The 26,842-nt window shown below is 41.3% G+C and carries 21 protein-coding genes and 1 pseudogene; 11 read left to right on the top strand and 11 right to left on the bottom strand.

Translation table 11 applies throughout. The annotated features are described in order from the left end of the window. Window positions 1-107: 107 nt before the first annotated feature. From LI82_RS11035 to LI82_RS13710, 4 genes and pseudogenes are all read right to left on the bottom strand, one after another. Window positions 108-2,012, bottom strand: coding sequence for a uroporphyrinogen decarboxylase family protein (locus tag LI82_RS11035; protein ID WP_048195756.1), 1,905 nt, complete (start codon window positions 2,010-2,012; stop codon window positions 108-110). A gap of 434 nt (window positions 2,013-2,446) precedes the next feature. Beyond that, window positions 2,447-3,238 (bottom strand): helix-turn-helix transcriptional regulator, encoded by a 792-nt coding sequence (locus tag LI82_RS11030; protein ID WP_048195754.1) that lies wholly within the window; start codon window positions 3,236-3,238, stop codon window positions 2,447-2,449. Between the two features lie 105 nt (window positions 3,239-3,343). Then, entirely contained in the window at window positions 3,344-4,951 is a 1,608-nt protein-coding gene (locus tag LI82_RS13715; RefSeq protein ID WP_394297416.1) for a GAF domain-containing protein, read from the bottom strand. 39 nt (window positions 4,952-4,990) lie between these two features. Further along, a pseudogene (locus LI82_RS13710) lies at window positions 4,991-5,377 on the bottom strand (PAS domain-containing protein); the annotation flags it as partial. Between the two features lie 579 nt (window positions 5,378-5,956). On the opposite strand from LI82_RS13710, the gene LI82_RS11015 reads away from it, so the two are divergent. After that, window positions 5,957-6,640 carry a HEAT repeat domain-containing protein gene (locus LI82_RS11015; RefSeq protein WP_048195750.1) on the top strand — a complete coding sequence of 228 codons (684 nt, stop codon included), beginning with the start codon at window positions 5,957-5,959 and terminating at the stop codon, window positions 6,638-6,640. A 105-nt stretch (window positions 6,641-6,745) separates the two neighbouring features. Here the strand turns inward: LI82_RS11015 and arsM are convergent, their stop codons facing one another. Next, entirely contained in the window at window positions 6,746-7,786 is a 1,041-nt protein-coding gene (arsM, locus tag LI82_RS11010; protein WP_280176627.1) for an arsenite methyltransferase, read from the bottom strand. A 246-nt stretch (window positions 7,787-8,032) separates the two neighbouring features. Further along, window positions 8,033-8,203: an ATP-binding protein gene (locus LI82_RS11005; RefSeq protein ID WP_280176628.1), complete on the bottom strand. Its 171-nt coding sequence runs from the start codon at window positions 8,201-8,203 to the stop codon at window positions 8,033-8,035. A gap of 93 nt (window positions 8,204-8,296) precedes the next feature. Between LI82_RS11005 and LI82_RS11000 the strand changes: the two genes are divergently transcribed. From LI82_RS11000 to LI82_RS10990, 3 genes are all read left to right on the top strand, one after another. Beyond that, window positions 8,297-8,803: a hypothetical protein gene (locus LI82_RS11000; RefSeq protein WP_048195746.1), complete on the top strand. Its 507-nt coding sequence runs from the start codon at window positions 8,297-8,299 to the stop codon at window positions 8,801-8,803. 812 nt (window positions 8,804-9,615) lie between these two features. Further along, the gene (locus tag LI82_RS13465; protein WP_236622738.1) at window positions 9,616-9,840 is read left to right on the top strand and encodes an NUDIX domain-containing protein; all 225 of its coding nucleotides are present in this window, start codon (window positions 9,616-9,618) and stop codon (window positions 9,838-9,840) included. Window positions 9,841-10,012: 172 nt separating this feature from the next. Beyond that, window positions 10,013-12,937 carry a DUF3427 domain-containing protein gene (locus LI82_RS10990; RefSeq protein WP_048195744.1) on the top strand — a complete coding sequence of 975 codons (2,925 nt, stop codon included), beginning with the start codon at window positions 10,013-10,015 and terminating at the stop codon, window positions 12,935-12,937. Between the two features lie 92 nt (window positions 12,938-13,029). On the opposite strand, the gene LI82_RS13600 is transcribed toward LI82_RS10990, so the two are convergent. Beyond that, the gene (locus LI82_RS13600) at window positions 13,030-13,164 is read right to left on the bottom strand and encodes a hypothetical protein (protein WP_269078527.1); all 135 of its coding nucleotides are present in this window, start codon (window positions 13,162-13,164) and stop codon (window positions 13,030-13,032) included. A 435-nt stretch (window positions 13,165-13,599) separates the two neighbouring features. After that, window positions 13,600-13,749 carry an HIT family protein gene (locus LI82_RS13460; RefSeq protein WP_236622751.1) on the bottom strand — a complete coding sequence of 50 codons (150 nt, stop codon included), beginning with the start codon at window positions 13,747-13,749 and terminating at the stop codon, window positions 13,600-13,602. A 321-nt stretch (window positions 13,750-14,070) separates the two neighbouring features. On the opposite strand from LI82_RS13460, the gene LI82_RS10980 reads away from it, so the two are divergent. Genes LI82_RS10980 through LI82_RS10950 form a run of 7 tightly spaced genes read left to right on the top strand, consistent with a single transcriptional unit; the run spans window position 14,071 to window position 21,109 of the window. Further along, window positions 14,071-14,931, top strand: coding sequence for a class I SAM-dependent methyltransferase (locus tag LI82_RS10980; protein WP_330217382.1), 861 nt, complete (start codon window positions 14,071-14,073; stop codon window positions 14,929-14,931). Continuing rightward, window positions 14,924-16,486, top strand: coding sequence for an ABC transporter substrate-binding protein (locus LI82_RS10975; RefSeq protein ID WP_236622737.1), 1,563 nt, complete (start codon window positions 14,924-14,926; stop codon window positions 16,484-16,486). The genes LI82_RS10980 and LI82_RS10975 overlap by 8 nt, the downstream gene beginning before the upstream one ends. Window positions 16,487-16,536: 50 nt before the next feature. Further along, window positions 16,537-17,529 (top strand): nickel ABC transporter permease, encoded by a 993-nt coding sequence (nikB, locus tag LI82_RS10970; RefSeq protein WP_330217381.1) that lies wholly within the window; start codon window positions 16,537-16,539, stop codon window positions 17,527-17,529. Continuing rightward, the gene (gene nikC, locus LI82_RS10965; RefSeq protein WP_236622736.1) at window positions 17,516-18,382 is read left to right on the top strand and encodes a nickel ABC transporter permease subunit NikC; all 867 of its coding nucleotides are present in this window, start codon (window positions 17,516-17,518) and stop codon (window positions 18,380-18,382) included. The genes nikB and nikC overlap by 14 nt, the downstream gene beginning before the upstream one ends. Then, window positions 18,379-19,320, top strand: coding sequence for an ABC transporter ATP-binding protein (locus LI82_RS10960; RefSeq protein WP_048195732.1), 942 nt, complete (start codon window positions 18,379-18,381; stop codon window positions 19,318-19,320). The genes nikC and LI82_RS10960 overlap by 4 nt, the downstream gene beginning before the upstream one ends. Window positions 19,321-19,328: 8 nt before the next feature. Further along, window positions 19,329-20,027, top strand: coding sequence for an ATP-binding cassette domain-containing protein (locus LI82_RS10955; RefSeq protein WP_048195730.1), 699 nt, complete (start codon window positions 19,329-19,331; stop codon window positions 20,025-20,027). A 50-nt stretch (window positions 20,028-20,077) separates the two neighbouring features. Beyond that, window positions 20,078-21,109, top strand: a complete 1,032-nt coding sequence (locus LI82_RS10950) for a class I SAM-dependent methyltransferase (RefSeq protein WP_048195728.1) — start codon at window positions 20,078-20,080, stop codon at window positions 21,107-21,109. 454 nt (window positions 21,110-21,563) lie between these two features. On the opposite strand, the gene LI82_RS10945 is transcribed toward LI82_RS10950, so the two are convergent. The 3 genes from LI82_RS10945 to LI82_RS10935 form a co-directional block, all read right to left on the bottom strand. After that, window positions 21,564-21,974, bottom strand: coding sequence for an HIT family protein (locus tag LI82_RS10945; RefSeq protein ID WP_048195726.1), 411 nt, complete (start codon window positions 21,972-21,974; stop codon window positions 21,564-21,566). Window positions 21,975-22,071: 97 nt separating this feature from the next. Next, entirely contained in the window at window positions 22,072-22,671 is a 600-nt protein-coding gene (locus LI82_RS10940; RefSeq protein ID WP_048195724.1) for a sarcinarray family MAST domain-containing protein, read from the bottom strand. Further along, window positions 22,668-26,801 carry a DUF7286 family protein gene (locus LI82_RS10935; protein WP_236622735.1) on the bottom strand — a complete coding sequence of 1,378 codons (4,134 nt, stop codon included), beginning with the start codon at window positions 26,799-26,801 and terminating at the stop codon, window positions 22,668-22,670. Before LI82_RS10935 ends, LI82_RS10940 begins: the two co-directional genes overlap by 4 nt. Window positions 26,802-26,842: the final 41 nt, after the last annotated feature.

Here is a 26,842-nt window from a genome sequence, read left to right as displayed (position 1 = left end):
TAATTGGTGATTTTAGTCTGGATAACTTCCACAAAGCAAGACCAATGGGAAATCAGCTAATTTCAAGCCTACGTTAGTCTATATGGAAAAATAATAGGGTTTAGATATCACCCTATTATCTCTTTTTGTAGCTGTGGACCAAGTTCCTTGACCTTGTCGACCATTGCCTTGACACCTGTCAATGGACCTCCTGGTGGTACCTCACATCCGGTGGACATGACGTACTTGGACTGCATGCCATTCTCCTTCAGGGTTTCAAGGACACCCTGAAGCAGCTCCTCGGTATCATTTTCGATCTTCTGTATGCCTTCCGGAGAGTTGTCCATGAACTCGATCGGGTTTACTTCTCCCATCATACAGCAGGTATCTCCGTATTTTGGAATAAGGTCTGCATAGTTCTGTGAGCCCTTGTCCTTTGATTTCTCATAGTAGGCGTAGCTGTACAAAGCAGTTCCAAATTTCTTGATCTGTGTGTCGAAATGGACCGCGTCAGCACAGTTATGGATAATGTAAGGCTGGTCATACTTCTTGAAGATCGGAAGGTGCTGGTCATAGACAAACTTACCATCAAACTTCCAGTAATCTTCTTCACCCATTATCACATTGTTTGACCAGAGGTTATCAATACAAAGAGCATCACAGGCATCTTCTTCGAAGAAGGCCTCTGACACCTGACAGATGTAGTCCGTACATTTCTGGACTGCCTCAAGGACAACATCAGGGTTGGTCTTCATGTCCATAAGGACACGATCTGCACCCATAAGCTGGGTAAGTGTAAGAAGTGGACCTTCGTGGAAACCAACGAATGGAGTACCAAGTTCCTTGTTCAGCTTATCCTTGGCAAGCTTTGATGCCTTGATAAGTTCATATGAACGGGTACCTTCCTTAACATCCGGAACCTCGAGTTTTTCATAGTCATCAAGGTGACCTTCTGATGATGGTGTGTCATCTTCAGGGTACTTTATCTTACATCCAAAGTCAGCTGAAGTTGCTGAAAGGTCGATCAGACCAACGAACATGTCAAGGTCCAAATATTTTGCACCAAGGAATGCGCTCTCAGCGAACTTGGCAGGATCCAGTGCATAGTCCTTGTAACTTGCATCTGCGAATTTTCTGAGAACACCACAGGCAAGTGGATATACTGGAAGACGATCAACTTTCTTGTCAGCCATAGCTGCAAGACTTCTGTCAGCGTGGCTCATTTCTTCCTTTGTCTTGACACCAACACTTTCGAACTCATCAATGATCTGTCTGGCAGTCTCAAGGCCAATATCTGTCTTGCTCTTGACCTTCTTCTTTGAAAGGATCTCCCTGTATTTTACCTTGGAAAGGTTGATCTTTTCATCACTCCATCTCTCCTCAGAAGGAGGAAGGTCCCTTACAGCATCCTTTACCCAGTGTGAAGCATGCAACGCATCAGGTGCAGTTTTATCTGCTCCGATCTCCTCAGCAAACTCTTCAGAGATAGGTGCTCCTCCAACCATCACGATCAGGGAGTCCCTTAAACCATCTTCCTGAAGCATCTCGATGACCTTCTCCATTCCAACCATTGTGGTGGTCATAAGTGCGCTCATTGAGATGACATCTGCCTGGTTCTCTTTTGCAGTCTCAATAAATTTTTCAAGAGGAACATCATGTCCAAGATCGATAAGGTTGAATCCTCCTGCAGTCATCATTGTCTTGACAAGGTTCTTACCGATATCATGGACATCGCCCTCTACAGTACCAATGACAATATTTGAGGGTTTAGCTACGCCTTCGGTCTTCATATGAGGAGTGAGAACTTCCATGCCACCATACATTGCATTTGAAGCGATCAGCAGATGTGGAACAAAAGCTGTTCCTTTCTCATAGTTGTCACTGACTATTTCCATTCCTTTGGCCAATCCGTTAATGATAGCCTCATATGCATCAACACCTTGCTCTAATGCCTTGTTAGACAGCTCGACTGCCTCATCTTTGTTTCCAGAAACCACAGCTTCCGCTAGTTTGTTAAAGAGTTCTTCTGTCATAGGATATTGCCTCCAGCATTTTTTGCTGTTTTTTATCGAGATATTAGCTGGACAAATGTTGTCCATATCTCAATTCACTACATCTAATGATAAGGACTAAGAATATATAACATAACTCGCGGTAATATATTAACTACGTTGATATTAGTAGAGGTCATTAACAATATCATTTATATTAATAGTAAGGATGGATTCCATCATGTTAACGCTGTTAATTTCGTTAACGGTGTTAATCATGTTAATCGCATTATCTCTAAACTTCTCAACAGGGTTATGTGAAAGTCAAAGGCTTCGAACGAATTAACGTTTTTTAAGAATTTATAGAAAAATGAGGTTAGTAGAAAATAAAGAAACGTTAGATAGATCCTGAATTCAAAAATAATATCTTATAAAAAAGTTTAAAATTGTGGAGTTCTGATTAGACAAGATTTTCATTATATATCTGAATCTGTGATCTGTTTTGAGATGTTCAGATAATGCATGAATAGGTCTTCTCCCCAATTCAAAGCACTTTCTTCAAAGCTCATGACTGCATGGTTGTGGTATATTCCTGTTTTATAAAAAAGTGATATAGACATGAATTTGTCCGTCACAGTACTTGATGCAAGCTCTACTTTCTCCTCGCAAACAAATAGGTTTCCATGTTCCAAATTCACGAACTCTTTTGTTCCTTCTTTATATTCATTTTGAAGCCTGTCAAAAACCGGCTCTGTTACGATAACAGAAACTTCAATACCTTTTTTTGCAAGATCGATATAGACTCCGGGATATGCCGGGCTAAAATATGAAGAAACTTCTTTCACATAACTCGACTGCTTAAGAGAATCTTCCAGTTTCTTTGGAAGTTCATACATGCGGTTAAGGTCTGGTTCGACCACTTCACAATTGGAAAGCTCTTCGATCCTGTCCAGAAGATAAGAAGGAATGGCATTGAGATTATGATTTTCCCAATAATCCTTGTTGTCTGCATAGACCGACAAAGTATCCAATAAGGGCTGCATTTTTTTTACAATTACTTTACACATGTCGGATAATCTGTAGAGACCACTTTCATGAACTATTAGGCCCTGGCTCATAAGGATCTTTATCTGAGTCATTATTGCACTTGAAGTTACATCAAGTATGTCTTTGATCTCATCAATATCCCTGGGACCTTCTATTAGCAAAAGAAGAAGATCTTTTCTTTTTTCCGAAAGGAAGAGCGTACCTAATAACTCAGATTTCATTTATTCCCACTCATGTAATTTGATCAGATCTATCAGTCGATTTTGATTTTAGACTATACATATAAGGGCATTGCATTGCTTTTGAATATTTCTGCTTTTTAAACATCATTTTACTTTAGGAAGCCAAACATGAACCTCGGTTCCAGCACCAATTTTGCTCTCGATTTTAATTCTGCCTTCATGAGCATCAACTATTTTCTTGCAGATGTAAAGGCCAGATTCAAGTCCTTCATAACTGTGTTTAATCAGGGCTCCGATCTCATAGAACTTCTGGAACATGTGAGGAATCAATTTTTCCGGAATTCCCGGACCACTATCTTTCACCATGATATGCAGATAATTTTCTTCTGCATCGATCTTTAGGATCAATTTTCCTTTTGGAGGAGTGAACCTGATAGCATCATCCATAAGAATCGTGAACATGTCCGTCAGTTTCTCTTCATCCCCATTGACCAAAGGAAGTGGTTCTGGTATGATCTTTTCTACCAGAATATCTTTCTCTTCTACCATGAAGATTGTGTCCAGAAGGGAATTTTCCAGAGAACCGGAAATATCAATTGGCTCGAAATTATACTCGATCTTACCAGCTTCTTCCATGCTTGTATAAACGAAAGAATCTACTAAACGTCTTAATCTTTGAGAGTAATGCAGCACATTGTCAATTGCCTTTTTCTTCAGATCATCGATGATATCAAGTGTTTCACCGTCCATCAGTTCACCATATTCAGTGACCTGGGAAAGATCCTTTTTGCTTGAAATAAATTCGACTTCCATCCTATCAAGGGACTTGAGCTCGATCTCTGCTTTAGACAGTTCTTGTGAATATTTCTGAAGAGCTTCTTCCATTTGTTTGCGCTGAATAAGTCTCCACATACCCTGCATAAGTAGGATCAATTGCCGAAGATCAGATTCATCGTAATCTTCTTCTTTATTTCCAACCCCGGCAACAGCAACGATACGATTACCATCAAATATCGGGACATTCATATGGCGTGTCAGTTCCACATGACCTTGAGGATATCCTTTCTTAAGGGAACTTGGGGCCTGGTAATCATTGGTAATTATTGGTTTTCTCTGCTTTACAGCTTCTCCCCAGAGCCCGGTGGTCTCGATGGGGTATATGAATTTCCGATCTTCTATGGCACATTCTTTCATTGCATCCTTTGACCATGAATGCATAATAAGAGCACCTTCATCCGGGCTCATGAATGCAAGATAGCCCTGTTTGCTCTTGGTTAGCTTTACAGCTTCCTCACGGGCAAAATCCGTGATCTCCTGCAAAGGAGCAGCAGTCATTTTGTTAAGTTTCAAAAGTGCCTCAAGACGGAACTCGTCAAGACGAAGAGCATCCTCTGCTTTTTTGCGTTCTGTGATGTCAAGAATGATACCCTGATAATGGGATATTTGACCATCTTCATCTCGCCTGATCAAAGTTCTCTCACGAACCCATCGAACATCTCCGGATTTTGTGATTATCCTATAATCTGCAGTTAAACCCTTGCTAGTCTCTCCAGATTTCCTTTCAAAAGTAGAGCGAACATATTCAAGATCATCAGGATAGATAATATCAGAATAGAGAACCTCACCTGATATCAACTCATTTGCAGTATAACCAAATTGAAGGATGTTATCTGAAACAACCTCTACTGGCCAGTTGGGTTCATTTTTCCATAAGAATACGACCACAGGACTGCTATTTATAACAAGTTCCAATTCTTTTGTTTTCTTTAAGGCTTCATCTAAAGCTTCTTCTGCCTTTTTGCGGTCAGTGATGTCAAGAATAATCCCTTGATAATGAGTTATGGTACCATCTTCATCACGTCGAATAAAAGTCCTGTCATCAACCCACCGAACATCTCCGGACTTTGTGACTATCCTATATTCCTATGTGTACTCTGTGTTTCCTTCTTCAGAGTTCTTTACTACCTCTGAATTAACATATCCAAGATCGCGAGGGTGAATAATGTCAGCATATTTAATGCATCCTGATTCAAAATCCTCTACACTGTAACCTAACTTTACAACATTCTCTGATACAAATTCCACAGGCCAACCTTGTTCGGTTTTACATAGAAATACTACAGCAGGACTGTTGTTAATGACTGACTCTAGTTCTGTTTTTACATCTAATTTTGCCATCGTACTTCTTTTCCTGTGCCTTTTGTAGTCGAGAAGTTGAACCTTTTTCAAATAATATTTTTAAATTACGAGCTTAAACTGATTGATCAAATGTCCTTCTAAAAGTTGATATTACATTGTATTTAGTTATTACTCTTGAAATATTCATTATTTAATTACAGTAGCTCACGAATTTTAGTTTAAACTCATACAAAGGCATAATACTAGACATGCATGTGGGTTATGCTTCACTTTTTTTGATGAGCGTCTTATTAGAGTAACCGAGCATAATCCTTGCGGGACCATCTGCTTATTTTTAACTTTCCTGTTTTTACAACACATTTTAGTCTTATCAAATCAAACTTATGCCGATTATTTATCGGACATCCCTCAAAAAATTAAGCAAAACTATTAATAGATTCTCAAAGTTAGTGATTTTATGTATATTGATCAATAATTTGCCAATTATACGTTAAGGCTCGAAAATTATTGTTTACTTAAAAATTGAAGGTTTGATCCGATATGAAAATCTCCCTATTTGTTGTAATGATCTTTTTTGCTTTACTAATTATATTCTCGGGATGCACAGGGGATACGAATGTGGATTCTCTCATTGAGGACCTTGACAATGAGAATGAAAGTATCAGGTCCAATGCAATGGATGAGCTTGTGGGGATGGGTGATGAAAAGACAATTGGGTCACTTGTGCAGGTCGTACAAAACGAAGATAATTCTATCGAAATGAGAAAAAATGCAATCACCACTCTTGGCAAGATCGGTGATAACAGCACAACGGACCTGCTTCTGGATATTTCAATGAACGAATCCGAAAATAAGTACCTCAGAATGGCTTCAATCCTTGCTCTTGGAGATATCGGAGATGAAGAAGCACTCGAGTCTCTCAGGGAATTGAACTATGGTGATGATGGCCTTATCCTGTATCATGCTGCATACGTTCTCGCGCCATTGAATGATACCTATGAGGTATATGGTACCTATGGAGAGCTTCCATACCCGCTGACCGAGGAGCAGAGGTCTTACCGGAACAACGTCGGTGAGATCGTTTTCGGTGTAAATTACAGTGAATTCCCGGCGATAGATGATAATTCTTCCAGGGGTGTCGGACACGTTGCAAAGACCGGTTATATACAGATAATGAGCGATGTGGATCCCGGGACTTCTTCAATGGATGAGATGTATCGGATTATCAGTACTGAGGCGGAGAAAAGAGGTGTCTATCAGGTGCCTGTGAGGTTTGTCCATGGCACTTTTTCATTTGCATAAGTATTGTTTAAATGACGGATCTGCTTTGAAAGGAATAGTAGTTAATTGTAAATCCCTTAACTCTGGTTTTTTAATCTCTTGTGGGTAAATTCATTGATTATCTCATTAATTCATCCTCATTTTAACTAATTTGAGCTTAAGACTTTCAACCGGATATCCGGAATACTGCCTTTCGCTGATATCCTTGTCCTCTTCTATGATACTAGAATGGAAGCCGGCATCTTTTATTATCTTTAAGTAATCGTCTTTCAGTAATGCACCTCCTACACATGAACAGATGAGTTCATCATTGTTCTTTTCCTCCGGAGTCAGGTCTTTCAGGAGGACAATATCGGAAATGTACATCCTGCCATTATCTTTTAGCACACGATATGCCTCTTTGAATACTCTGTACTTGTCAGGTGCGAGGTTGATGACACAGTTGCTCATGATGACATCGATAGATCCGGTTTCAACAGGCAGATCCTCGATATCGCCATGTCGGAACTCGACATTGTTGAACCCATACTTTTCAGCGTTCTCTCTGGCCTTTGTAATCATATCTTCCGTCATATCCACGCCGATCACTTTACCGATCTTACCAACTTTTCTTGCAGCCAGGAAACTGTCGAATCCCGCACCTGAACCCAGATCGAGGACAGTGTCTTCTTCTTTTATCTCTCCAAGTGCTGTAGGGTTTCCACATCCAAGTCCCAGGTTAGCTTCTGAGAATGATCGGTTTTCTTCAGGTGAATATCCTATGGATGCTGCCAGCTGTTCATTTGTGAGGCTTCCACAGCATCCGCATCCCTGTACAACACCTAACGCGATGTTGCTGTATTTTTTCTTCACAACATCCTTCTTCGTATCTGCATCCATTGCACTATCCGGGCAGCACGAGTCTACACTTTCAAGCCCGCACCTCTCAAGTTTTTCTTTCATTTTATCATCCATTATGCTGTAAATTACATACCTGCCATTCTTCTCATATCTTAGGATGCCTGCTTCATAAAGTATTTTCAGATGCCTGGATATAGTTGTCTGGTCCTTTCCTGCGATTGTCGCAAAATCACATGCGCAGTGGTCCTGCTTTAGTAGGCATCCCACAATTGTAAGGCGTGTTTTATCGCCAAGAGCTTTGAAGAATTTAGCTTTCTCGTTTTGCATGAATTGCATATATGTGCATTTATACATATATTGTTGTTGCTAATACCCTCAGCTCTCTCATTTTGACGCTTAATATTCTGGTTCTGTAGAATCCTTCATGTAAACCAAATACCTGCTCCTGATTACATTTCAGGATCATGTGTCTGGCAGTTGATCAGGTTGAGACAACAAAATTATATCATTTGTTTGTTTCTCTTTAGTATCGTATGGGGTGAACTCAGTGATAATATCACTAATACCCCTGAATTAGGATCTTATTGAAGTTTTTTTGTCTATAGGTATGCTAAATCCGAAGGTACTTCCTTTTCCGAGTTTACTTTCAACCCAAATGTCGCCACCATGCATTTCCACAAATTTCTTGACAATTGCAAGGCCAAGCCCGGTGGCCCATATTTGTGATGTGGACAGCGTTGACAATATCACCAAAATCTGTGTTCCTGATCAATTCGAGGTATTGCTACAACATTAATAATAGTTGAGTGTGTTATTCATATTAGCAGGAGTGGAAATTTGAAAATAAGGGATATTAGGAGCAAGGATCTTTCAAATACAATATCTGTTGAAGGTGAAGTTTCAACCATGAACGCTTCTTGGCAGATTGAGATCAAGGAATTCGATAATATCTATGAGCCAGGGTCATTGATCGTTCATCTGGTAGGGGACCTGGTGGATACTGTAAATGTTAAAGATAAGATCATTGCAACCGGAGTGCTGAAAGCAGACTTCAGATCAACATCTACTACCGGCGATTTTGTTTTAGAAGCTAACTCTATTGAAAAAATTAAAGAAAATAAACTGTCTGCCGATAATAAAGAGGTGACAGTTTCAAGTGGAGATATAGAGGTCATACGTGAGATAATCGCCCAGCTTCGATCATCTTCCCCTTCCGATAAAGTGTTACTTGAAGATGTTTACCGGAAAGCCTCAAATTTACATATTGGACGAGAACTCGCTGATAAGTGTATTGCAAAACTTAGGCAGCAGGGTTGCGCATATTTAACGGATGAGGAGACTTAAGAGCTATTTGGTGATCTGGTTCAAGTGTTGACCACACCTTTTTTATTTTATATAAAAAATATCAGCTCTTTACTCCTTTCCACACTCATTCATGACGTTTGCCATGCATTTGTCACTCCAACACAGCACACGACGAGAATTTCCTCTCTCACATCTGCCAATGCAGGAAGATCTCGCTTCCTGTAACATTGTTTGTTTCCCGCTTAAACTCTCCTGGTTTCCAGCAGGTAGACCATCCCGATGATCGAAAATCCGATTGTGATAAAAAGCAAGGGTATTGCTTTATGTGAACTTATGTTCCTTCCTAAAAGAGAGCTTAAATTGTATATCAGCAACAAAGAAATTGCAACTAACGAAACGATTAATATTTTAACTTTTTTATCTTGAATGATTACCACCACTTTATAAAATTCAATACAAGTTTGCATTGGATTTGGGTATAGCATCTTATATGTTTTATTTAAATCTTTTCCTCTGTATTCCTGCACGAAGTTCTTGTAAAAACAGCATTAGTGGGCACTTTATCTCATTGCAATGCTGAAATGGTGATATCAATTCATCAATATGTTCATCGTGGCAGACTTCACATTTCTCCATCTCTTAATCCAAACAGCCTGGAAAGTTATCTATTCTTGATCTCAAACTGGGGAAATCCGAGTGGGAATATTTGTACTTTCTAAAAAAGCTCATTTTAGTAGTTTATTTAGTCTTATTCTGATCGTTGTGTTTTTGAAAAAATATAGGTCCTTGTTAATTTTAAAAAGGTTTATAAATTATCTCAGTTATCATATTTTCCGGGATGTACAAAACAAATGAAGCACTATGAAGTAGTTGCAGCAATAATCATGGATGATGACAGAGTTCTATGTGTTCAAAGGGATCATGGAAAATACGATTATATTTCTTTAAAATATGAATTTCCAGGTGGAAAAATAGAACCTGATGAAACTAAAGAACAAGCATTAGAACGTGAATTATTAGAGGAACTCGATCTAAATATAGAAATTGAGAGGGAGTTTCTAACTGTAAATCATTAGTATCCTGATTTTAGTGTTACTATGCACAGTTTCATTTGCAGTGCTTTAAATTCAACATTTAATCTGAAAGAACACATTGAGTTCAAGTGGTTAAATCCAGAAAATTTATTAATTTTGGATTGGGCTGAAGCGGATCTTCCAATTGTTTCAAAATTAATGAAGGAATGTTAAAATGGATAACTTTCCTGTATCTTTATTAGATAGCTTGAAAACTGGCTTTATTGACCAGTCTTTAACTTCAAAAAAAGAGTACCTCCCAGAGTTACTAGTAAATGATTCTGAAAATGGGAAAAAAGTACTACAGACTATCTCTAGGGAATTAAAAAATTGTGACGAGTTTTGGTTTTCAGTAGCTTTTGCAACAAAAAGTGGTGTAACTAGTCTAATTAATTCATTCCAAGAACTTGAAAAAGCTGGAATTAATGGAAAAGTATTGGTATCTCAATATCAATATTTCACTCAGCCAGAAGCATTGAGGTCTTTGTCAAAGTTCAAAAATATTGACTTAAAGATAGCAGTAAATTGTGATTTCCATGCAAAAGGATACCTATTCAAAAAAAGCAATCGATATAATTTGATTATTGGAAGTAGTAATCTTACAGCCAATGCATTATGCTCAAATAGAGAGTGGAACTTAAAAATTTCAGCTATGTGTGACTCAAAATTGATAGCTGATTCAATTAATGAATTTAGAAATGAGTTTGAAAATGCTGTATCGGTGGATGATGAATTCATTAATTCTTATGCATTAGATTATAATTTGAAAAAGAAATTCATTTCAAATTCAAGAAACAGCATTGAAGATCGCCACAATGATTCAATAACTGCCAATGCAATGCAAAAGGAAGCATTGGCAAACTTGAAAGATTTAAGGTCAAATAATAAAGATAAGGCTTTATTAATTTCTGCAACTGGTACAGGGAAAACATATCTGTCTGCATTTGATGTGAAGGCATATAATCCAAAAAAGTTTTTATTTGTAGTACATCGAAGAAACATTGCAGAAAATGCTATGAAAAGCTTCAAAAAGATTTTTGGAAATACTCGAAGCATGGGTATTTACTCAGGAAATAAAAAAGAACTTGATGCTGATTTTATATTTTCTACGATCCAAACAATTTCAAGAGATGCACATTTAAGTCAATTCGATGAAAGTCATTTTGACTATATCGTTATAGACGAAACTCATAGAGCAGGGGCAGAAACTTATCAAAAAATCCTCAATCATTTTAAACCAGGATTTTTGTTGGGTATGACTGCTACTCCTGAAAGGACAGATGGATTCGATATCTTTTCTCAATTTGAACACAATATTGCATACGAAATCCGTTTGCACAGAGCTTTAGAAGAAAAAATGTTATCGACTTTTCACTATTTTGGTGTAATGGATGTTAGTGTAGGTGGTCAAGTTTTAGAGGAAGATGCAGCTTTTTCTTTGTTAACAGCAAAAGAGCGTGTAGATAGGATCATTGAAAAAGCTGAATTTTATGGCTGTGATAATGGCTGTGTTAGAGGACTCATTTTTTGTAGCAGTGTAGCTGAAAGTCAGGGATTGTCTGATGTATTTAATACAAGGGGATACAAAACGGTTTCACTATCTGGAAAAAATAGTGAGGAAGAGAGGATTGATGCAATAAACAGATTGGAAAGTTATGATTCATCTGAAAAATTAGATTACATCTTTACTGTTGATATCTTCAATGAAGGAGTTGATATTCCAAAAGTAAATCAAATCATTATGTTGAGACCCACTGCATCAGCCATAATCTTTGTACAGCAATTAGGAAGAGGATTGCGTAAAGCTAACGACAAAGAATACCTAACTGTGATTGATTTCATAGGTAATTACAATAATAGCTACTTAGTTCCAATTGCGTTATACGGAGACACTACTTACAACAAGGATACATTGCGTAAACTGATGCTAAGTGGAAGCAGTTTAATTCCGGGTGCTTCAACTATTAATTTTGATAAAATTACACATGAAAGGATTTTTGCAGCAATTGACAAAGCAAATTTACATCTCAAAAAAGACCTTGTAAAAGATTACGAGCTTTTAAAGTTCAAGGTTGGTAGAATTCCTATGATGATGGACTTTTTGGAACATGGTTCCCGAGATCCACATTTGTATGTAAGCTATTCAAAATCCTATTTTAACTTTGTATTGGGTCAAGAAGAATCCTTAGAAAATAAACTATCTGAAAAGGAAATCAAGCTCCTCGAGTTATTTTCCAATGAAATTGCAAACACTAAGAGGGTCGAAGAAGTCATTATTCTTAAAAAACTGATTTCTGGAAATATTCTGTTAAAGGAAGAATTTAAAGCAATTATTTTTGATAAATATGGAATTTCTATTCCTGATGAAACAATAGAATCGTGTGTCAAAAATATCAATTTTGAATTTGTAACTGAAAATCATAATAAAAAGTTAGTGAGTGTAAGTGAGATATATGATTTAAGCATCGTTTCTTATGCAAACGGACTAATTTCATTTAGTGATGAATTTATAGATTTACTCAAAAATGAGGCTTTCTTGTGCTTTCTTAATGACATGCTGGATTATTCCGAAACAACTTATAATAGAAATTTTGACAAAAATAAGTATGTTGATGGCTTCGTATTGTATCAGAAATATTCTAGGAAAGATGTTTTTAGAATTCTGAACTGGGATCAGAATCCTTTAGCACAAAATGTTGGTGGCTATCTAATTAGTCCTCAAAAAACAAATTGTCCAATATTCGTAAACTATCACAAAGAAGAGCATATTTCGAGTACTACGAAATATGAAGAAGGTTTTGTCAATAATTCTGAATTTGAATGGATGTCTAAATCCAGACGAAAATTGGATAGCAAAGATGTTTCTACCATCAAAAATTACAGAGATGGACTTAGATTACCTTTATTCATCAAAAAAAGCAATGGTGAAAGCAATGATTTCTACTATATGGGCGATGTGACTCCTATAGATGAAAGCTTCAAAGAAGCTACTTTGATTGATGACAACAATAAAAGTGTTTCAGTTGTAAAAGTAAGATATAAAATGAATCATCCTGTTGAAGATTCGATTTACGAGTACATTACAGCACCAAGTAGTTAATGGATTTGGACTTGATTTTCGTTTTTCCAAATCCGTATACAAAGCTCCGCTACTATCCCCTTTCTCTCCCCAACACCCTCATTTCACTTCAATTATTTTGGTCCTCTGTAGTAGTCCTGCTCCTTTGCGAGCTTATGATATGTCTTTGTGGTGCGTATGAAAACGCACAGGTTCCGGTCGCTGTTCTGTTTGCATGTTTCCATTGGCTGTTCGGATTCTTCTCTCATTTCCTCATCTCGTTTGGTTGTCTGTTAATGTGGTTCCGGGCAGCTTTTCTGGAATCTCCTTGCTTGCGTGGATGGAGTAAGAGCAAAGTCTGCCTGGGAACCTGAAAATATGTTAAAATGTGGAAATATTTAACACTATCTTTTTTGATTACATGATTTATCAATATGGGTAAACCAATGATTTGTATAACACTCTTAATATTGTGATTAAAAAGGTGTCTGTCTTCTGATTGGTAATAGAAGAACAAGAATTAAAATGAGAAAATAATCTCTTGAACAGGCTACCTGCCGTCAAAAAGTAGGATATCTCCAATGAGTGCTGGGCAAATGAGCCTTAATGATCACGTGATGTGAGGAATGCAAAAAAATGAGGATTAACTCCTCACTCCATCACCAAAAGCTCCGCCATCTCCTCCAGATCATCCGCTGCGCCTTTTACAGACACAATGGAATGCATGGATCCGCCGCCGTCTTCTTCGAACTGGGAATGATGTGGACGTGGGCATGCGGGACAAGCTGACCGGCGGCGGCCTTGTTGTTCATGCCGATGTTCGACCCGTCTGCGGATACAGCATCTTCTACCAGTTTTGAAAGTTCATTTATCCTTAAAGTGATTTGCTTTTTATCTGACTCGTGGTATCTCCTGTGGGCCTACTTTGCAGGTGGGTGATCTTTCCTCATGCAGAAAAATACTCCTCCGGTCAAAGCTGGGGTCAAACACTCTTTAATTGTTCCAGTCTCGGCATTTGTTAATATTCAGATGAGAAAGTTCCTCTTTATCTTTTATATCCCATAGGGCATGTCATACGAACAGTTAACACTGTAACATTAGTTGTTACAAATAGGCATTTTTATATGCAATAAGTCGATTCAACATTATATTCAAAATACAAAGAGCTAGGAATAATGATGAACAGAGATATGATCGACTGGAATGAGGTCTGGAAAGAACAGATGTTAATGCAGAACCAATCACAACATGCTGTAGATTGTGCTGCTATCTGGGACAAAAAAGAAAATGCACAACTATTTTTGAAAATGTTTCAGGGAAAGGGGGAGAAACTGATCGAAAATACCCTCAAAGATCTTCCTTTAACACCGGAATCCAGAGTTCTTGATATTGGAGCAGGACCGGGTACACTTGCAATCCCACTTTCTGAAATGGTATCTCATGTCACTGCGGTTGAACCTTCTCCTGGCATGATTGGTGTGTTGCAAGACCAGATCACAGAAAATGATATTGGTAACATCAAGTGTGTTCATAAACGCTGGGAGGATGTCGAAATTGGATCTGATCTTGAAGGATCCTACGATGTGGTAATAGCCTCCTACTCTCTGGGAATGCCCGACATAAAAGAAGCTGTTCGGAAAATGGAGGCAGCCTCCTCAAGATATGTTTACATTTACTGGTTTGCAGGAGAAACCTCATGGGACGCTAACTTTAAAGCATTGTGGCCTTCCCTTCATGGGACCAATTATTATCCTGCACCGAAATGCGACATTCTTTATAATGTGCTTTACCGGATGGGTATTTATCCGCACATAAATGTCATTCCATTTGAGCATGTCCACCGTTTTTCCTCCGAGGAAGAGTCTGTTGACCATTTTAAGTCTTATTTTAACATCACTGAACAACATCAGGATGCAATCCTAAGAGACTACCTTAAAGACCACCTTGAAGAAGATGATGATGGCGCCGTTATCCTGAGAGGATTGACCACGCGTGTGAAGATGTGGTGGGAAAAAGGATGTGATAGCGGTGAATAAAAAGAGTAATTTCCTGACCTTTCTAATTATGGGCGGGCTTATTGCGACTGTCTTATTAACAGCTGGTTGCACAGCCCCGCAAGAAGATGATGCTACAAACGAACTTGTAGTTGGCATAAGTACCGATGTAAACAACTGGTATCTCGACAAATTCCCCGATGGGGATGGCAGATTTGTGTGGTCACAGGTATATGAAACTCTTGTAAGACTGGACACAGATCTCAACATAGTGCCGGGATTGGCAGAATCATGGGAAACACCGGATGATGGGAAAACATGGATATTCCACCTGAGGGATGACGTATATTTCCATGATGGCACACCATTTGATGCGAACTCGGTTGTATTTTCCTACAGCAATGAATCTTATGTCAAAAAGATGGGGGCTTTAAGAGCTCTGGATCATATTGAGATCATCGATGAGAACACAGTGAAATTCGTCATGAACAAACCAATGCCATTGCCATTTTATCTTACACATGTGGCCTGGCCCATCATGAGTCCCAGCTGTGTTCATGAGAATGGGAATTTTGCAGAACCTATTGGAACAGGTCCTTTTAAATTTGAGAAACAGGTCACTGACCAAGAGATCGTGCTTGTCAGGAACGACAAATATTGGGGTGACAAACCAGCTCTTGAAACTGTCACTTTCAAAGTCATACCTGAAGCCACCACCCGTGTGATGGCACTTGAAACAAAAGAAGTCGACATGGCCATAAAACTGCCTGAGTATGACGTTTCGAGACTGGAAGAAGAACCTGATGTTGATGTATACAGGAAATTAACGACCTTCACGGACTTTTTACAATTCAACTGCAATAGCGGAGTGTTCAAGGATAAGGAAGTAAGAAAAGCTGTGGCATACTCCATTAATACTGAGCAGATGGTAAATACGGTTTTGGAAGGCATTGGATCTCCGGCCAAGGGCAGGGCTTTCTCTCCTGTGATGATGTATTCAAACCCCGAACTTGACCTATACGAATATAACGTGGAAAAAGCCAGGGATATATTATACGAAGCCGGTTGGCAGGACTCTGATAATGATGGAGTTCTTGAGAAGAACGGAGAACCTCTTAAGGCAACGATCGTTGTTGGAAAAGGCGTCTGGGCATCCCGTCATGTTCCAATGGCTGAAGCCATTCAGGGCACGTTGCAAAAGGTAGGAATGGATGCGGATATACAGGTACTGGAAAGTGGAGCTATTAATAAGCTTGAAAATGAAGGTCAGTTTGATGTGATCTTCAGGACAGGATATTTTGTATGGGGACCCTACCCACGCCATTTCTTTGTCCATCAGTCCTATTGTCCATATTCACATTACAATAACCCGGAGTATGATAAGCTGGCAAATGCAGCAGATTCGACAGTTGATCCTGAAAAGCAGAAACAGCTGTACTATGACCTGCAGGACATGGTACTTGAAGAACTGCCTGCATTCTATCTGGTGCATGAAGAAAAGATCATCGCAGCCAATAGCTACGTAAAAGGATACCAGATCACTGCTGAGGATCCGTGGCTTAACCTTGAAGGAGTGTACCTCGAAGAAGAGCAATGAATCTCAGGATCATTGCTCCTCCTTCCTTCTTTTTTATTGTATTTGGATAAATGGTCTTTAACTGTGCCGGATTAAGAAAAATTGATCATAAGGAAAGGAAAGGAATGCTGAAATATATCCTAAAACGTATGTTTTTCGTATTTTTCGTGGTTATTGGAGTGACCCTTGTAACCTTTTCTACAATGCATTTTGCACCCGGTGACCCTGCTGAGGTCATTGCTGTGGCTAGGTACGGTGAGGACCTGACCCAGGAACAGATCGACTGGGTCAGGGTAACAGAAGGATTTGATTCCCCGGTATACATCCAGTATCTGAAATGGCTTGAGCACGTCTTACACCTTGACCTTGGCAGATCAGTGGTAACATCTCATGATATCCTGGAAGAAATTACTACCAGGCTCCCTGCAACTATCAAACTGGCGGCAGCGAGTCTATTAATATCCCTGTGTATCTCCATTCCTGTCGGAATAATTAGTGCGGTAAGGAAAAATACAGTAATTGACCATCTATGTATGGCCGGTGCGTTGCTTGGGGTATCGATTCCCAACTTCTGGCTTGGATTGCTGTTGATCTGGTTATGTGCGCTGACCCTTCACATACTTCCTAGTTATGGGTATGGTGGAATTGAACATCTTGTCCTTCCTTCAGTAACTCTTGGCACATCCATGGCTGCCATTACCACCCGCCTCACTCGTTCCAGCATGCTGGATGTACTGAGCCAGGAATACATAGTAACAGCAAGAGCAAAGGGACTGGATGAAAAAACAATAATCTTTAAACATGCGTTAAAAAATGCAATGTTGCCTATCATTACCTTTGCAGGGCTGCAGTTGGGTTTTTTGCTTGGGGGGAGTGTGATAGTTGAAACGATATTTGCATGGCCCGGCATCGGGAAGTTGCTGGTAGATTCCATATATGCCAGGGATTTTGCTATGGTGCAGGGTTGTGTGTTGTTTATTGCTGTCATATTTGCGCTCACCAACCTGGCGGTGGATATCATGTATGCGTTTTTGGATCCGAGGATCAGGTATGAAAAAAGTTAATGATAAGATGATCGTTCTAAAAGAAGCCGGAAACAACAGGATGGCTGCAATCGGGGGAGCTATAGTTATCCTGTTGATCTTAATTGCAATTCTGGCTTCCTTCCTTTGTCCGCATGACCCTCTGGAACAAAGACTGGAAAACAGGCTTCTTCAGCCATGCTTTGAATATCCCTTTGGCACAGATGATCTTGGAAGATGCATTCTCTCAAGACTGATCTTCGGAACAAGCTATTCTCTGGCAATTGGTGTTACGGTTGTTGGGATAACCGCTTTGGTCGGTACGGCTTTGGGCATCATTGCTGGTTATAGCCGTGGAATAATTGACGAGACCATAATGAGAGTTGTAGACGTGGTTCTGGCTTTTCCAAGTATAATCCTTGCACTTGTGATTGCAGGGATGTTAGGCCCCAGCTTTTCAAACGTAGTAATTGCACTTTCTGCGACCCACTGGCCTGCATATACAAGACTTGTGAGAGGGATTACACTTTCTCTCAGAGAAAAGGAATTTATCGAGGCTGCAAAAGCGCTGAGAGCTTCAAATATCTATATTATGCGTCGCCATATACTTCCAAATTGCATCAATCCTATTATTGTACTTGCAACACTTGATATCGCACATGCGATCATCTTTGCGACCGCCCTGAGTTTTCTCGGCCTTGGGATCCAGCCTCCGACACCTGAATGGGGTTCGATGCTTAAAGCCGGGATCCCTTATCTTCGAACCTCTCCTCATCTTACCTTTTTCCCAGGTACCGCCATAATGGTGACTGTAATGGCTTTTAATTTCTTAGGTGACGGTTTGAGGGATATGCTCGACCCGAAAGGAAACGAAATGACGCTGGTGAATGAATGAGCTTATTGAAAATACAGAACCTAAAGGTACATTTCAATGCCAGAGGCAAAATTGTGAAAGCTAACAATGGTATTGATCTGGAGGTCAGAGAAAATGAGGTCATGGGCCTGATAGGAGAGACCGGTTGTGGAAAAACAATACTTGGAAGGGCAATAATAAGACTGCTTTCTGATAATGTCGAGTTTGCCGGAAAAATCATTTACAAAGGTGAAGATTTATTGTGCCTTCCCGAAGACCGATTGAGAAAGATAAGAGGTAAAGATATTGGAATCATACTCCAAAACCCCTCGGCTGCATTAAATCCGGTTTTATCTGTTGGTGACCAGATATCAGAGATCTATCGATATCATGGGGATATGAAGAAACAGGAAGCGGGGATTAGAGCAGCTAAAATGCTTGAAATGGTTGGAATTGACCCAAAAAGAATGTATGAATATCCTCATCAATTTAGTGGGGGGATGAAACAGAGGGTTATGATAGCTATGGGGCTGGCCTTGAATCCGGGACTGTTGATCGCAGATGAGCCAACCAAAGGCCTTGATCCTGCAACGAAAGATAAAATAGTATACTTGATCTGTGAACTGGTAAAAAAAAGAAATACGAGTCTGCTTCTCATCACTCATGACCTTGGCGTGGCTGAAAAAATGTGTGATCGGATTGCGGTGATGTATGCAGGGGAAATTATTGAGATAGCAACAATTGGGAATATTCTATCTCATCCCAAACATCCTTACACACAGGACCTGTTGAACTCACTTCCCAAAAGAGGGTTGAATCCAACAGTTGGGGAAAGCCCAAGCCTTAGTTCACCTCCATCAGGATGCAGTTTTCATCCAAGATGTAAATGCGTTATGGATGAATGCACAAAAAAGCATCCGGTGCTGGTAGAGACTGAAAAAGGGACGAATGTTAGATGTTTCCTATATGAAGGAAATTGAGGTTAAAAATGACTTTGCTATCAGTTGAGAACCTGAAGAAATACTACTATAGCGGGGTGTTCAACAAGAAAGAAATAAGAGCAGTTGACGGAGTGGATTTTGAAATAAATAAAGGTAGAACACTGGGGCTGGTAGGAAGTAGCGGATGTGGTAAAACGACCGTTGCCAGGACAATTTTGCGCCTGATAGAACCTACAGAAGGTCGTATAGTCTTTGAAAAAAAGGATATTACAAAGCTAAGGGGCCGGGGACTGAAAAGCCTGGGGTGCGAGATGCAAATAATATTCCAAAATCCTGAATCCTCACTCAATCCGAGGATGAGGATATATGATGCTATTTTAGAACCTTTAAGGATCCATAAATTATGTAGTGCAGATGAGGAAAATGAAAAAATTCTCAAATTGATTGAAATTGTTAATTTGAATGAGGAACTTTTGTTCAGATACCCGCATGAATTGAGTGGTGGCCAGCTACAGAGGGTTGTGATCGCGCGGATCTTAAGTTTGAATCCAAAGTTTATTGTTGCAGATGAAGCCACTTCTATGTTGGATCCTCTGGTTCAAGCTCAGATCCTTAACTTACTGAAAGACCTGCAGATAAAATTCGGGATAAGCTACCTATTTATTTCTCATGATATGGATGTGGTGGAATGGATGTGTGATGAGATTGCCATAATGGACAAAGGAAAGATCGTGGACTGGAAATAAGTATTTTTGTATTATTTTAATTCTTTGGTATATTAAAAAGGGTGTAAAGTATGAGTTTAGGGATCGAATTAATGAAGAGGCCGGAAGTGGCTCCTGAAAAATTTATGAGAATCGTAGAAGACTCTATGAAGGGTTTTAGAAATTATAAGGTCTTAGCTACGGCTGTGGAACTTAATGTTTTCGAACATACGAAAGTTCCAATAACACCGCAAGAACTTGCAAACAAAATAGGTTGCAACCAGAAAATGATAGCATTGCTTTGTGATGTTCTGTGTGGATTTGAACTTCTCTATAAAGAAGGGGATAGTTATGCAAATACAGGCATATCTAACACCTACATTCTAAGTGATTCTCCGTATTCACAACTAAATTATCTATCAGATATGGACAGTAACGTAAAATTGTGGGAAAATTTGCACGATATTATAAAAAACGGTCCTGCCATTGTTGAAAAGGAAGAGTTCTTTGGTGATAGGGTAATACATTCTATGGCAGAGAATGCAAAATGTGGAATGCTTCAGGAAGTTATCCAGACTGTCATTGAAAACATCGATTTTAACAATGCAAGTAAAATGCTTGACCTTGGTGGAGGTCATGGACTGTATGCCATAGGTTTTGCGAGTTTGAACAAAGACTTGAATTCATTTGTTTTTGATCTGCCTCCGGTGGTTGAACAAACAAAGATCTACACTCAAAAATACGGGGCGAATCGAGTGGATGTGATACCGGGTAACTTTTTTACTGATGACATTGGCGATGGTTACGATATCATATTCTCATCGCTCAACCCGGGAGGGAGAGTTCCTGGACTGATTCCAAAGATCACCTCTGCGCTAAATAAAGGGGGAGTTTTTGTGAACAGGCAGGTCCCGGATGAGGACTCAATATCTGACCCTCTGCTCACTCTTGATTGGAATTTGTGGACATTTAAAGATATAAAGAAAGCAAATTCAAGGTATAGTTTTGAGAACAGTATATCTTTTAATGACTACATCGATGTTCTGAAGGCAAATGGTCTTGATGTATTCAAGGAAATACGTTTGAAAGATGGTTCTATGATTGTTTTTTCAAAAAAAACTTGATATGATGCTTGACATGATCTATGGTGTTATACATTTGAAACCGAATAAGGCAATAATGGTCATATAGATCTCATCATAAAAAACTAAGTAAACACAGTTTGTAAGCTCATTAACAGAACATGCTAAGCCACTGAACTGTTGGTGTAGCTTCAGGTATTTTAAAATACCAACGTGGCCTCAGAAGTGAAACAAATAAGCAAAGGGGCAAACAACATAAACAACTGTTCGCTTACCAGCGTAAAGCAAGAGGGAAATACTATTCATCAGGATTATCTATGCCTTTTAAGGAATCCTGCTTTGAATTTATTAACATACTATCAGGGATATACTCCCCTTTCCAGTATTTCTTCCCATATTTTTATTATCAAACCTGGGATAAATAGAGATATTAAATGCCAAATATTATTCACATCGATTTTTTGAAGATAGGCTTTGAGTATCTGCAGTATTCCCTTTACTCCATCACCAAAAGTTCCGCCATCTCCTCCAGATCATCCGCCGCGCCCTTTACGGATACAATTGAATGCATGGAACCGCCGCCATCCTCTTCGAATCTGGGGATGATGTGGACGTGGACATGCGGGACAAGCTGGCCGGCGGCGGCCTTGTTGTTCAGGCCGATGTTCGAGCCGTCTGCGGATACAGCATCTTCTACCAGCCTTGCGATCATCCTTACGGTTGCGAAAAGTTCGCCGGCTTTTTCGGCAGGCATGTCGGTGAAGTTTTCGTAGTGTGTTTTCGGGACAACTACTGTGTGTCCTCTGGAACAAGGGTTTATGTCAAGAAAAGCATAGGCCGTTTCATCTTCGTAGACCTTGTAGGATGGGATATCTCCCTTTATTATATTGCAGAACAGACAATCCATATTTCGACTCCTCATAAATAATGCAGTCTTCACTTATATATAGGATTCCACTACTGTCAAAGTATTTAATATGTTTGATTACGCGAAAAAAGAATGGTTAGCACTTTTTGCGCAGGGCAACAAGTGCTATTGCCAGCAGGGCAGCCGGGAGAGTGAATGCTGGGGTCTGGTTGGTATCGGTCTCCGGGGGTTCTGCTGGAGTGGTTTCTGGGGCATCGTAGTATTCGGTGGAGATGTATGGGAGGACTGCTGTGAATCCAGCGTTCACGAGAGGCTCGGATTGTCCTTTTTCAATTATTTCATAATGGATATCTATTGGTATTGTTCCGCCTGCCCATTCTTCAGTTGGTTTCAGAGTCCACTCGTAAGTATGTGATTCATTTTCTGCATATATTCTGCTTATTGATTCTCCAAGTTGGCTTGGACCTTCAACTACTATGAAATTATCCATATCCAGTCCTGTTCCTAGATCTTCAATTTGCATGTACACTTTGCACTCTTGATACACTGTCATTTCAATAGATACTGTAAATGGTTCTCCGATTTTGAGAACCGGTTTTGCAGCATCTGATTCTAATTCATCTCCGTTATAATAAACTTCATAGCTGTAATATTTTCCATAAGGATTTTCATATGCTGATGCCACAGTTGCTAATGATAAAATCATTAAAAAAATCAATATGCATCTATATTTCATCTTATCACCTTGAATTCATCTGAAAGATCAGTATAACCAATTGATTCCTCAGTACGTTCTCCACTTTTGTCTCCAACACCTTTTGGGCTTGGTCCGACAATTGTTGTTGCATATCCTCCGAACTGGAACATCATCCGTTTATTTTTTCCTAAATCTACTAAATATCCATACTCATCGGTTTTAAATGGATGATAAACTTGCGCATCTTCCCTCACATACACCTGCCCCTCATGCCCGATATAAGTGTTCAGAATCACCTCATTGTCGTTATCGGTCACCCTGAAATACTCATACTTGCCGATCACATCATACGTCCAGACATTGACCGTGAACATCCAGTGCGGGGGAAGCACAGGCAGTCCCATGGGGACGTGCTTCATGGTCTTTTCCAGACGTTTGTTAACCTTATCCGCGACATCCTCGCTCAGCTGGGTGGTGGCATCGTCTGTCAGTTTCTGTAATTCGTTGTTGACTGCATCAAAGGAGGCGTCGATCATTGCGCTGTTATCTATTATCACGACGCTGATGCCTTCGGCAATCCCCACGCGGACATCGGTGTCCAGGCGGTTCAGGACCGCATCCATCTCATCGCCGGTGAGGGTTGGATTGTTCTTTATGACCTCGGCTCTCAGTTTTTCAGAGATGCCGGTGGGGAGGGTTCCGTCGGCAGACTGGTTGATGATCTGACTTTTTGACAGGCTGTTGAGGTGGTTCTGAGTAATCGTTGAGACCTCAGCTTCTGTTATCCAGAGGGATACCACAGGGTCGGCTCTCACTTCCTTTGCGATCATTTCCGGGACGTCCTCTCTCATCTGACTGCTGTAGGTGGTGGTCAGGCCGTTGACCCGCTGGTCCAGTGCGGTGGTGTCAAGGGGGATGGCCTGCTCGCTCAGGTTCTGCTCCAGTGATTTGACCTCTGTACTGAGGTCCTCGATGCTGCTGCTGACCATCTGTGCGGTCGCTTCCTTTACCGGGCTGCTGGTCTCGTCCAGAAGGCCTGCGATGTCATCTGCAATGCCGGTGGAGAATACGCAGGTGTTCTTCACGCCCAGGGGGTAGATGGTCATTCCCTTTGGGTCCTTGAGTTCGTATTGTCCATTAAGGTCGAACTTGGGATCATGGTACAGGTAATCCGGGTACTGGTCCACCACAAGCGTCATGCCTTCGGTCCAGTTGTACTTGCTCTCGGGCATGCCTGTGATGGTCATGGTGTCGATGATCCCCATCTCGGTTCCCAGTGCGGTGCCTGCCATGCTCACGGCAGGGTTGTTGAAAAGTGAGAGTGAGCCGGAGGTCACGCTGTCCAGTGCTCCGGTGTCAAGGCCGGGGATGTTAACGTTCGCTTCGGTTAGCTTCTCCAGCAGGTAATCATTGAGATCGCTGTTCAACTTCCGGTTCTGGGATTCGATCTCATCCATCAGCTTCAGGTAAGCCTCATTTTTTACAATAAAGCGCGCTGTATCGCTGCTGGTGTACATTTCACTACCTGTCAGGTACTGCTGCCTGTTCACGTAGCTCTCGGTGTCATCCTTGAGGTCGGCTGTCAGCTTCTTTGCGGCCTCGTATCTGAGCAAGGTAGGGTCTGCACCGGGATCGTCCATCAGGGAGACGTTCACCGTCGGGTCCGCTGCTTCAATGGAGCCGACCATTTCCAGTAGTTCGTCTGCCATCATCTTGTGGAGCCAGTCCGGGATATCGCACTCCACCTTCTGCTCCGGGATGTAGAAGTCATTGGGGAACAGCATGTAGCGGGTCTCGATCTGGTGGATGTCTATGTACTGCTCCTTGTACTTGTCAGCGGCATCACTGCAGGCAGGGTCCTGGCGCTCGATACCGTTGATCTCTATGTTTGTAATGCGGTATTCCCGGGTCACCGGGTCGGTGTAGGATGCCATTCCCTCGTAGGTTCCTGTGGGAGGACGCTTGTGGTACAGTATGCTTAAGTTTTCCGTCTCAGTCTCAAGGTGAGACGTCGAGCGTGTGTCCGTGGTCGTGATATATTCTGTCTTTGATCCTGTGCTGCTTGATGAATGGTGGCTGTATTCCGGTATTCTGGCACCGAACTCATTGGAATGGTAGCCGGTGATCTCCTTCCATTTGTAGTTGTAGGAATACCTGTAGTATATCTTCCATTTCGAAGTGACACGGTAGTCGATGTTGTATGTCACATTCCAGTCGAAAACATGGTCTTCACGTTCAAGATATCCATCGGTACGCACCATGTCGGTGACATTATCGTTCTCCCTGTGGCGGAACACCGGTGTTATTGTGACCTCGGTTTCCACTGAATCAAGGGACACGGTGGCACCTGTGAGCTTCCAGCCTGTTAGCCTTCCCTGGGGCGGATCGATCTTCGGAGACATTGTTTTTTCATATGAGCGACTCCATGTTTCATTCCACGAATACGACGGTTCGATGGCTCCGGTATGGTTTCCTTCGATATCATACGAGGCTTTCCAGGACACCGTGTCCCAGTCGTAGGAGGACGAATCCCTCTCTCCTCTGGTATCAGTGAACACCGGAACAGTATCATTAAAACCATCCCTTACGACCTGTGCCTGCACCCCGGCAAAGTATACCTCCCGGGCAACATCGTGCACAAGGTCCTGCTCATCGGTCCAGATATGGTCATTGAAAACCCAGCCGTCCACCAGGCTCGGGATATAATCCGATGCTGCCACCCGGATCGTCGACTGTTCATCCACCTGCTCGAAGGTCATGCCGGTCTCTGTCATCGACTCGCCAATGCCTTCCTCGATGTCCACGCTGAACGAGTTGTTCTCTGCCAGTTTTTCGTAGGTGGATGTCAGGTTGACGGAGTTGTTAGAGCCGTTAATGTCATACTCGTCAGCAGTTCCGTGCACATCCTCGTAGAATACCTTGCCATTGTAGTATGTGGTGTACATCAGTGCCCAGGGGTCCACCGAATCGAACGTCCGCTTCTGGGAATAGGCTGTTCCGGCATTGACCGCTGATGCCAGTGCCGGATTGGTGATGATGTTCAACGGTCCGTTGGCATAGTGCTGCCAGGGCCCATAAGTGAACGAGCGTATGTTCATGGCACCGAGGACGATGTTTGCTGTCTCAGCACTGTTCAGTGAGCGCTCATATTCCGTAGTAAGCTCTTCAAGCAGCGGTTCCCTTGAGGTCACAAGTGTCGAGATATCAATGCTGCGGTTGAAGGTCTCTCCGGTCTCAAGGTCAACAAGGGTATAGTTCAGGTCCAGGATGGAGAATGTGTAATAGATGGAATAGGTCCTGTTGTCATCATTTATCTGCCTTTCAAGTGTCCCGTTGATCTCCTCGATGAGTATCTGTTGTGGGTGGATGTCCGGCTCCACGTTGATGGCATATTTGTCATAGACATACTGTTCGTACTGGTAGTTCCCTGTGATCAGCTCGTTGAAATGCTTTGCAGAGATGTCCTTCACAGGGTTCATGGCAACGCTGAACCAGTCGGTGGCCTTCAGGTTGCCTCCGCACTCAAGCTCAATGGTGCCGTAGCCGGGACCGATGCTCTGTGGCAGCAGGAAGTTCTCCTCAAAGGATACCGTTTTCCAGATACTGACAGCTTCACCGTAGTCCACGGAATCTATGGTCTGGCCATTGCTGTCCTTTATCCTCAGTATGATGTTCTGGTCCCTCCAGAGCGAGGATATGCTGTACCACACATCCGAAGGCAGGTCGACCTGGACACTTAATGTATGCCCGGCCTCAAGGTCATGGGTGCGGGCGTTGACCATGAAATCATCCTCCGTGGTCGTACCTCCGGACGAGTTCACAGGCTGGATGATCGGGTGCTCACCTTTCCATTTCAGGGCTTCCATCCCTGCATAATTGAGGCATCGGGACAGGTCCGCAGAAGCAAATCCGACAGCTACCTTTTCAGGATCTGTCTTCTCAGTGGTGTAGATCGTCTGTGCAATGTCGTAATCCGTCTGCAGGAAGTATGCTGAGGTGAGCACAGCTCCGAGTATAACAAAGATGCCGATGACAGAGAATGGAATGTACGCATCGGTATTACGGGCAAGTAAGCTCACTTTTTTCAGTGATCTCCAACACTTGTATGCGGGTCGCTTCGTTTTTCTTTCCTGTGCAGTTCGTGGGTGTCGCAAAGCTTCGTTTTTCATGGCTCCACCTGCCATCTGTCCTCATTTTATCTTAGGGGGAC

This window comes from Methanococcoides methylutens, from assembly GCF_000765475.1.
GTDB lineage: Archaea > Halobacteriota > Methanosarcinia > Methanosarcinales > Methanosarcinaceae > Methanococcoides > Methanococcoides methylutens.
Note: the sequence above shows the minus strand (reverse complement) of the source record. Positions and strands in the feature narration are given on the sequence as shown.

Coding starts and splice junctions, on each gene's coding strand:
- LI82_RS11035 (WP_048195756.1), bottom strand. CDS start 2,012: ATGACAGAAGAACTCTTTAACAAACTAGCGGAAGCTGTGGTTTCTGGA.
- arsM (WP_280176627.1), bottom strand. CDS start 7,786: ATGCAAAACGAGAAAGCTAAATTCTTCAAAGCTCTTGGCGATAAAACA.
- LI82_RS10945 (WP_048195726.1), bottom strand. CDS start 21,974: ATGGATTGTCTGTTCTGCAATATAATAAAGGGAGATATCCCATCCTAC.
- LI82_RS13600 (WP_269078527.1), bottom strand. CDS start 13,164: ATGAGAGAAGAATCCGAACAGCCAATGGAAACATGCAAACAGAACAGC.
- LI82_RS11030 (WP_048195754.1), bottom strand. CDS start 3,238: ATGAAATCTGAGTTATTAGGTACGCTCTTCCTTTCGGAAAAAAGAAAA.
- nikC (WP_236622736.1), top strand. CDS start 17,516: ATGAAAAAAGTTAATGATAAGATGATCGTTCTAAAAGAAGCCGGAAAC.
- LI82_RS10935 (WP_236622735.1), bottom strand. CDS start 26,801: ATGAAAAACGAAGCTTTGCGACACCCACGAACTGCACAGGAAAGAAAA.
- nikB (WP_330217381.1), top strand. CDS start 16,537: ATGGTCTTTAACTGTGCCGGATTAAGAAAAATTGATCATAAGGAAAGG.
- LI82_RS10950 (WP_048195728.1), top strand. CDS start 20,078: ATGAGTTTAGGGATCGAATTAATGAAGAGGCCGGAAGTGGCTCCTGAA.
- LI82_RS10940 (WP_048195724.1), bottom strand. CDS start 22,671: ATGAAATATAGATGCATATTGATTTTTTTAATGATTTTATCATTAGCA.
- LI82_RS10955 (WP_048195730.1), top strand. CDS start 19,329: ATGACTTTGCTATCAGTTGAGAACCTGAAGAAATACTACTATAGCGGG.
- LI82_RS13465 (WP_236622738.1), top strand. CDS start 9,616: ATGAAGCACTATGAAGTAGTTGCAGCAATAATCATGGATGATGACAGA.
- LI82_RS10980 (WP_330217382.1), top strand. CDS start 14,071: ATGATGAACAGAGATATGATCGACTGGAATGAGGTCTGGAAAGAACAG.
- LI82_RS10990 (WP_048195744.1), top strand. CDS start 10,013: ATGGATAACTTTCCTGTATCTTTATTAGATAGCTTGAAAACTGGCTTT.
- LI82_RS10960 (WP_048195732.1), top strand. CDS start 18,379: ATGAGCTTATTGAAAATACAGAACCTAAAGGTACATTTCAATGCCAGA.